Below are 7,427 nucleotides of genomic sequence, written 5' to 3'. Positions count from 1 at the left end.
GGCGGGCCTCAGGTCCCTCCCGCCCCGCTGGGCGAAGGCGTATGTTGTGTCCATCCGGTGCATCTGTTCCCTGTGAGGCTCAGGTGACCTGAGGAGCGCACAGTGGTCGAACCAGCACCCCAGAGCCCGCGGCGACAGCCGGCGGAGCGTGGCGATTCGCCTCCACGCGGCCGGCTGCGGAGCTGGGTTCGCGCCCACCGGATCCTGACCGCGGTGTCCGCGGCCGCCGTCGTCCTTCTTCTCGTCGCGGTAGGCGGCGTCTTCGTGTTCTCGAGCCGCCTGGCCGTGAGCGCGCCGGCCAACCCTGGCCTCTCGAAGATCAAGCACATCGTGGTGATCATGCAGGAGAACCGCTCGTTCGACAGCTACTTCGGCACGTTCCCCGGCGCCGACGGGATCCCGATGCAGAACGGTGTCCCGACAGTGTGCGTGCCGGATCCCGCGCGCGGCACGTGCGTCAAGCCGTACTACGATCCCGCGGACAAGAACTCGGGCGGCCCGCACAGCGAGACCAACGCGACGGCGGATATCGACGGCGGGAAGATGGACGGCTTCATCGCGCAGGCCGAGCACGCGGCGTTGAACTGCGCCGCGAACGATCCTGCGTGCTCGGGCGCCGCGGCGACGGACGTCATGGGCTATCACGACGCGCGCGACCTCCCGAACTACTGGGCCTACGCGAAGGACTACACACTCCAGGACCACATGTTCGAGCCCAACGCGTCCTGGAGCCTGCCCGAACACCTGTACATGGTGTCGGAGTGGTCGGCGAAGTGCAGCGCGGCGGGCGATCCGCGGTCGTGCGTCAACGCCCTTCAGGGGCCCGCGCTCCCGCCCGACTTCGGGCGGCGCACCGCGAAGCCCGCGCCCGCGCCGGACTACGCCTGGACGGATCTCACGTATCTCCTCCACAGCCAGGGCGTCTCGTGGGGCTACTACGTGTTCAACGGCACCGAGCCGGACTGCCGGGACGATTCGGCCGTCTCCTGCGCGCCCGTCGCGCAGAACGCGAAGACGCCGGGCATCTGGAACCCGCTCCCCTACTTCGACACCGTCAAGGAGGACGGGCAGCTCGGCAACGTCCAGGCGCTCACGAACTTCTACACGGCGGCCAAGGACGGCACGCTCCCGGCCGTGAGCTGGATCGACCCCACGAGCGCCGTGAGCGAGCACCCGCCCGCGCTCGTGAGCACGGGCCAGGCCTACGTGACCGGGCTCGTGAACGCCATCATGTCCGGGCCGGACTGGGACAGCACGGCGATCTTCCTCTCATGGGACGACTGGGGCGGGTTCTACGATCACGTCACGCCGCCTGCCGTCGACCAGAACGGCTACGGGCTGCGCGTGCCCGGGATCGTGATCAGCCCGTACGCGAAGAAGGGCTACATCGACCACCAGACGCTGAGCCACGACGCGTACGTGAAGTTCATCGAGGACGTCTTCCTGCACGGCCAGCGCCTCGACCCCGCGACCGACGGACGGCCCGATCCGCGCCCGGACGTTCGCGAGGACAGCCCGCTCCTCGGCGACCTCGCGAACGACTTCGACTTCACCCAGAAGCCCTCGAAGCCCGTCCTGCTCCCGAACGCCGCTACCTACTGACCCCACCGTCCAGGGGTCACGTAACGCGGGTCCCCCACCGTCCAAGGGTCACGTAACGCGGGTCCCCCACCGTCCAGGGGTCACGTAACGCGGGTCCCCCACCATCCAAGGGTCACCTAACGCGGGTCCCCCACCATCCAAGGGTCACCTCCTGTTGGCTAAACCAACGGGAGGTGACCCCTGAACGGTCACCAACCAACGGGAGGTGACCCCTGAAGGAAATCAGTTGGCGGCCGTGAAGACTTCTCCGCGGAACTGCGGGTTCTCGAGCTCGTCGAGCGCCGCGACCGCGTAGTCCTGGGCCGAGATGAAGTCGCCCGCGGGGACACCGACGGCCGTGCGGTACTCGCCGGTCCGCTCGCCGGGGGCGATCACGGCGGCGGGGGCCTGGACCGTCACATCGAGTCCGGCCGAGGAATCACGCAGCGCCTCGTACGCCTCGAACACCGTGTCCGATTCGCCCTTGTACTCGGCCGGGAAGTCCGGCAGATCCTTGATGCGCGTCCCATCCGGCGACTGCAGCCCGCCGAAGCCGCCCACAAGATACAGGCGCGCATCCGTCGGCACCGCGGCGATCGCGCGGTGAGCATCGAGGTACGGCTCGCGCGATCCGCCGGTGCGGTCGGGCGCCGTCGCCAGCACGACGACGTCGTTCGCCGAAGCAGCGGAACGGTACGTTTCGAGGTCGGCGAGGTCCGCGGCGCGGACGACGGCGGCGCCCTCCACCGCGGCGCCCTTGCGGCTGAGGGCGGTCACCTCGTGTCCGCGACGCGCGGCCTCGGCGACGATCTGGCTTCCCACCATGCCGGTGGCTCCGTAGACGGCGATCTTCATGAGCGGTCCTTCCGTTGATTCGTGAAGCTAAGGGTGTTGCCTTGCAAACACGCCAACAGTATCCGGAAGATACCAAGTACTTCAAAGTGCTATGGTTACCTTGTGGAAAGCCTCGCCTTCGACGTCATGGACCCTGAGTGCCCCTCGCGCGTCGTCCTTCAGCGCATCGGCGACAAATGGACCCCGCTCATCGTCCAGGCGCTCAAGGTCGGGCCGCTCCGGTTCAGCGCGCTGCGCGCGGCGGTCGGCGGCATCACGCCCAAGGTGCTGACCCAGACGCTGCGGACGCTCGAGCGCGACGGCCTCGTATCCCGCGCTGTTTTCGCCGAGGTCCCCGTGCGCGTCGAGTATCGGCTCACGCCGCTCGGCGCGAGCCTCCTCGGCCCGCTCGACGCGATCCGCGACTGGGCCGAGAGCCACGCGCGGAAGATCCTTGACGCCCGCAGCGCCTTCGACGCCGGACCCAGCTAGCGTCCAGAGGTCACCAAACGCGGGTCTCTCCCCGTCCAGGGGTCACCTCCCGTGGGTGCAACCCACGGAAAGTGACCCCTCGATGGTCGCGCACCCACTGGAGGTGACCCCCAAACGCAGGACGGCCTAGAACACCCTGCGCCAGTTCGTCTTCGCGAGGTCGAGCACCTCGTCGCCACGGCCCGAGAGCACGGTCCGGAGCGCGTACAGCGTGAAGCCGCTCGCCTGCTGGGCCGTGATGGTCGGGGGCATGGCGAGCTCCTGCCGGATGGTCGAGACGTCGACGAGGGCCGGGCCGTCGTGGGCGAGGGCCTCCTTGAGGCCGCGCTCGAGCTCGGAGGACTCGTCGACCCGGACTCCCTTGATGCCGAGCGATTCCGCCACGGCCGCGAAGTTCGGGTTGTCGAGCCCCGTCCCGTAGTTCACGAACCCCGCCGACTTCATCTCGAGCTCGATGAAGTTGAGCGACGCGTTGTTGAACACCACGAGCTTCACGGGAAGCTTGTTCTGCACGATCGTGATGAGCTCACCCATGAGCATCGACAGCCCGCCGTCGCCCGCGAGCGCGACGACCTGCCGTCCCGGGTAGGCGGCCTGCGCGCCCATCGCGTGCGGCAGGGCGTTTGCCATGGAGCCGTGCGTGAACGAGCCGACCAACCGCCGTCGTCCGTTCATGGTGAGGTAGCGCGCCGCCCAGATGACCGGGGTGCCGACGTCGGCGGTGAAGACCGCGTCGTCGGCGGCGAGCTGGTCGAGGACCCGCGTGATGTACTGCGGGTGGAGCGCCTGGCCCTTCTTCGTGGGCGTCGCGAGGTCGTCGAGCTTGGCGCGGGCCTTCGCGTAGTGCTTGAGCGACGCGTCGAGGTGCGCGCGCCGCTGCTTCCGTTCGAGGAGCGGCAGGAGCGCCTCGGCGGTGTGCTTGACGTCGCCCACGAGCCCGAGGTCGAGCTTCGCGCGCCGGCCGAGCTGCTCGCCGCGGATGTCGACCTGGATGATCTTCGCGTTGTCCGGGTAGAACTGCTGGTACGGGAAGTCGGTCCCGAGCATGAGCAGCACGTCGCAGGCTTCCATGGCCCGGTACCCCGAGCTGAAGCCGAGGAGGCCCGTCATGCCGACGTCGAACGGGTTGTTGTACTCGATGAACTCCTTGCCGCGGAACGCGTGCACGATCGGTGCGCCGAGCGCGTCGGCGAGCGCGATGACCTCGCTGTGCGCGCCCTGGACTCCCGCGCCGGCGAGGATCGTGACCTTGTCCGACGCATTGAGGAGCCCCGCGGCCTCGCGGAGCTCCGCGTCGCTCGGAACGATCCGCGGCGTCGCGCGCCGCACCACCGCGACCCGCTCGGTCTCGACCGGCGTGAGCGCGACGTCCCCCGAAAGGACGACGACGGCGACGCCCCGCTTCTCGACGGCGGTGCGGAGCGCGATCTCGAGGATGCGCGGCATCTGCGCGGGGTCAGTGACCTGCTCGGCATAGACGCTGCACTCACGGAAGACCTCTTGCGGGTGCGTCTCCTGGAAGTAGTTCGAGCCGATCTCCGTACTGGGGATGTGCGCGGCGATCGCGAGCACTGGCACGCGTGAGCGGTTCGCGTCGTAGAGGCCGTTGATGAGGTGGAGGTTTCCGGGCCCCGCGGAGCCGGCGCACACGGCGACTTCTCCCGTCAGGGCCGCCTCGCCGGCGGCCGCGAACGCCGCGGCCTCCTCGTGGCGGACGTGGACCCACTCGATGCTCGGGGTCTCCCGGAGTGCGTCGGTGAAGCCGTTGAGCGAGTCTCCGGCGAGGCCGTAGACGCGGCGGACCCCGTTCGCGGCGAGGGTGTCGACGATGTTCTTCGCGATGGTCGTCATGCCGCCACGCTAGCCCGCGCGCCCGGGCCCCGGAACCCCTTGGGAATATCTCGTCGGCCACACGGTTGAACATGAGCGATATCGACTCAAGTCTAGGAGGACGCATGCCGATCTACTTCGGCCCCACCGCCGGGAACGGCTCGTTCGATGACTTCCTGGCCCGTTACCTTCAGGGCCAGGGAGCGCGCCGTCCCAACCGGCCCATCGACATCACGCGGCTTGTGAGCCGCGGAACCCAGCAGGTCCTGAACGCCGCGGGGCGCTTCGCCATCGAGCACGGCCACCGGGAGGTCGACGCCCTCCACGTGCTCCGCGCCCTCGCGGAGACCGAGTCCGTCGCGGGCCTCATCGGCTATGCCGGGGCGGATCCCGCCGAGGTCATCGCGGCCGTCGAGGATCGGCTGCCCGAGGCCTCCGCGTCGCCGGATCCCGAGGCCGAGCCCGTCACGCCGACGCTCACGCAGTCGGCGCAGCACGCGTTCCTCGACGCCTACAAGGTGGCCCGCTCGCTCGGCTCGACGTACATCGACCCCGAGCACGTCTTGCTCGCGCTCGTCCTCGGCACGGACGCGCCCGCGGGCCAGATCCTCGGCGCGTTCGGCATCACGCCACAGGCACTCCAGGCCCGGGACGGCGAACCCACCGGGGACGCTTCGGGAACCGCGGACGACGGCGGCGCCGCGCCTCGCTCCGATCGACCCACCCCGCGCCGGGGTGCTCGCGGGCCCGTCGCCACCGGAGGCCGTGGCGCCGAAGCGCGCGGCACCGTCAAGAGCCCCATGCTGGAGAAGTTCGGCACCGACCTCACGGCGCTCGCCCGCGAAGGCAGGCTGGACCCCGTGATCGGCCGCGCCGATGAGATCGAGCAGGCCATCGAGATCCTTGCCCGCCGCACCAAGAACAACCCCGTGCTCATCGGCGAGGCCGGCGTGGGCAAGACCGCGATCGTCGAGGGCCTCGCGCAGGCCGTCGCGGCAGGCGAAGTCCCCGCGCAGCTGCACGGGCGGCGCGTCATCTCGCTCGACCTCCCGGCGATGCTCGCGGGCACCCGGTACCGCGGCGACTTCGAGGAACGGCTCACAAAGACCATGGACGAGATCGCGGCCGATGGGAACGTCATCGCGTTCGTCGACGAGCTGCACACCGTGGTCGGCGCGGGCGGTGGCGGCGAGGGCGGCATGGACGCGGGCAACATCCTCAAGCCTCGGCTCGCGCGCGGCGAGCTGCACCTCGTCGGCGCCACGACGCTCGACGAGTACCGCAAGATCGAAAAGGATCCTGCGCTCGAGCGGCGGTTCCAGCCGATCACGGTCGGCGAGCCGGGCGTCGAGGACGCGGTCGCCATCCTCAACGGACTCAAGTCGCGGTACGAGGAGCACCACGGGGTCACCTACTCGGACGAGGCCATCCGCGCCGCGGTCGAACTCTCGCACCGCTACATCACGGACCGGTACCTGCCGGACAAGGCCATCGACCTCATCGACCAGGCGGGCGCGCGGCTCAGCCTCGCCCGCGGACCGCGCGTGGACCTCGAGGGTCTTCGCGCCGACGCGGCCGAGCTCGAAGAACGCAAGTCGGCGGCCGTCGCCGCGGAGGACTACGAGCTCGCGTCGCGCCTGCGCGACCAGATCGAGGCCATCGCGGCCCGGATCGAGGCCGCCGCGACCGGAGCCGCGGCTCCCGCGCCCGAGGTGAGCGACGCCGTCGTTGGCGACCTAAGTCAGACGGACGCCGCGGCCAGCCGCGCAAGCCGGCCCGACGCCGTCGTCCGCGAAGACCAGATCGCCGCCGTCGTCTCTCGCGCCACAGGCATTCCCGCCTCGCGCGTGACGGAAGGCGAGCGGGAGCGGCTCGCGCGCCTTGAGGACGAGCTTCACGGGCGCGTCGTGGGGCAGGAAGACGCGGTCGCCGCGATCGCGAAGTCCGTGCGCCGCAACCGCACGGGCCTCGGCGACACGGGCCGGCCCGTGGGGAGCTTCCTGTTCCTCGGCCCGACCGGCGTGGGCAAGACCGAGCTCGCAAAGGCCCTCGCGGCGTCGCTGTTCGGCGACGAGTCCGCGATGGTGCGCTTCGACATGAGCGAGTTCGGCGAGCGCCACACCGTGAGCCGGCTAGTCGGGGCCCCTCCCGGATACGTCGGCTACTCGGAGGCCGGGCAGCTCACCGAGCGCGTCCGGCGGCACCCGTACTCCGTGGTGCTGCTCGACGAGGTCGAGAAGGCGCACCCGGACGTGTTCAACCTGCTCCTCCAAGTGCTCGACGACGGGCGGCTCACCGACGGCCAGGGCCACACGGTCGACTTCCGCAACACCGTGGTCATCATGACCTCGAACCTCGGGTCCGAGTTCCTCGCGACGCGCGGGGCGGCGCTCGGCTTCGCGTCGGGCGGCGTGGATGGCGGGCCGACCGACGCGGAGCTGCGAGCCAGGATCATGGGCCGGCTGCGCGAGACCATGCGGCCCGAGTTCCTCAACCGCATCGACGAGATCGTGCTGTTCCAGAAGCTCACGCGCGAGCAGCTGCACGAGATCGTTCGGCTCCAGCTCCGGGGCACGGAGGCGCGGCTCGCGGCACAGGGCATCGCCCTCGCCGTCGACGACGCCGCCGTGGCCTGGATCGCCGAGCGCGGCTACGAGCCCGAGTTCGGGGCCCGGCCCCTGCGCCGGGTG

At 70.2% G+C, this 7,427-nt stretch carries 5 protein-coding genes; 3 read left to right on the top strand and 2 right to left on the bottom strand.

Annotated elements, in window-relative coordinates; translation table 11 throughout:
* The first annotated feature begins 102 nt into the window (after positions 1-102).
* On the top strand, positions 103-1,602 hold the full coding sequence (locus tag ACLN58_RS14950; protein ID WP_415856049.1) for an alkaline phosphatase family protein: 1,500 nt from the start codon (positions 103-105) through the stop codon (positions 1,600-1,602).
* A 222-nt stretch (positions 1,603-1,824) separates the two neighbouring features.
* Here the strand turns inward: ACLN58_RS14950 and ACLN58_RS14945 are convergent, their stop codons facing one another.
* The gene (locus ACLN58_RS14945; protein WP_415856048.1) at positions 1,825-2,436 is read right to left on the bottom strand and encodes an NAD(P)-dependent oxidoreductase; all 612 of its coding nucleotides are present in this window, start codon (positions 2,434-2,436) and stop codon (positions 1,825-1,827) included.
* A 126-nt stretch (positions 2,437-2,562) separates the two neighbouring features.
* Between ACLN58_RS14945 and ACLN58_RS14940 the strand changes: the two genes are divergently transcribed.
* Positions 2,563-2,907 carry a winged helix-turn-helix transcriptional regulator gene (locus ACLN58_RS14940; protein WP_415856050.1) on the top strand — a complete coding sequence of 115 codons (345 nt, stop codon included), beginning with the start codon at positions 2,563-2,565 and terminating at the stop codon, positions 2,905-2,907.
* 126 nt (positions 2,908-3,033) lie between these two features.
* Here ACLN58_RS14940 and poxB read toward each other — a convergent pair whose 3' ends face one another.
* On the bottom strand, positions 3,034-4,758 hold the full coding sequence (gene poxB, locus ACLN58_RS14935; RefSeq protein ID WP_415856047.1) for a ubiquinone-dependent pyruvate dehydrogenase: 1,725 nt from the start codon (positions 4,756-4,758) through the stop codon (positions 3,034-3,036).
* A gap of 104 nt (positions 4,759-4,862) precedes the next feature.
* Here poxB and ACLN58_RS14930 point away from each other — a divergent pair.
* On the top strand, positions 4,863-7,427 hold a 2,565-nt coding region (locus tag ACLN58_RS14930; RefSeq protein WP_415856046.1), incomplete at its 3' end, for an ATP-dependent Clp protease ATP-binding subunit.

It is taken from the genome of Sinomonas sp. G460-2 (genome assembly GCF_047759905.1).
Taxonomy (GTDB): domain Bacteria; phylum Actinomycetota; class Actinomycetes; order Actinomycetales; family Micrococcaceae; genus Sinomonas.
Note: the sequence above shows the minus strand (reverse complement) of the source record. Positions and strands in the feature narration are given on the sequence as shown.